Source organism: Helicobacter didelphidarum (genome assembly GCF_003364195.1).
Classification (GTDB): domain Bacteria; phylum Campylobacterota; class Campylobacteria; order Campylobacterales; family Helicobacteraceae; genus Helicobacter_A; species Helicobacter_A didelphidarum.
In genome coordinates this window covers 1-426 of record NZ_NXLQ01000220.1, presented here as the reverse complement: position 1 = coordinate 426, position 426 = coordinate 1, and the positions used below count along the sequence as shown (strand labels likewise).

The window sequence follows — 426 nt, the reverse complement described above, 5'->3', positions numbered from 1 at the left end:
ATATATTGCTTGTCCTATGCCTTTGACTTGCATAATATCTTCTTTTTTCTTGAATCTTGTTTTAGAACGATATTCAATAATTGCTTTTGCTTTTGCTTCTCCAATACCACTTAGTGTCATAAGATCTTTTTGACTTGCCGTATTAATATTAATTGCAGCAAATACAAAACTTGTTAAAACAATAAATAAAACAATCAATTTTTTCATAAACATATTCTCTCCTTCATAATGTTAAAAAGTAAAAACATTATAAAGAGAAAGAAAGTAAAATGTATTCTGTAAGTCTTTATAAAAGATTATAAATCCCACTCCAAATCCCTCAATAATGTAATAGTAGAGATTATAGAGAATGAACAAGAATAAGAACAGAGAAATATTGTAATTTTACTTGTTTCTTGAATAAAAATGTATTTTAGTAACATTTTT

Annotated in this window: 1 protein-coding gene; it reads right to left on the bottom strand. The window is 24.9% G+C overall.

The genetic code is table 11. The annotated features are described in order from the left end of the window. The coding region (locus tag CQA53_RS12020; RefSeq protein WP_147290071.1) for a ComEA family DNA-binding protein at positions 1–207 on the bottom strand (207 nt) is incomplete at its 3' end. Between the last annotated feature and the right edge of the window lie 219 nt (positions 208–426).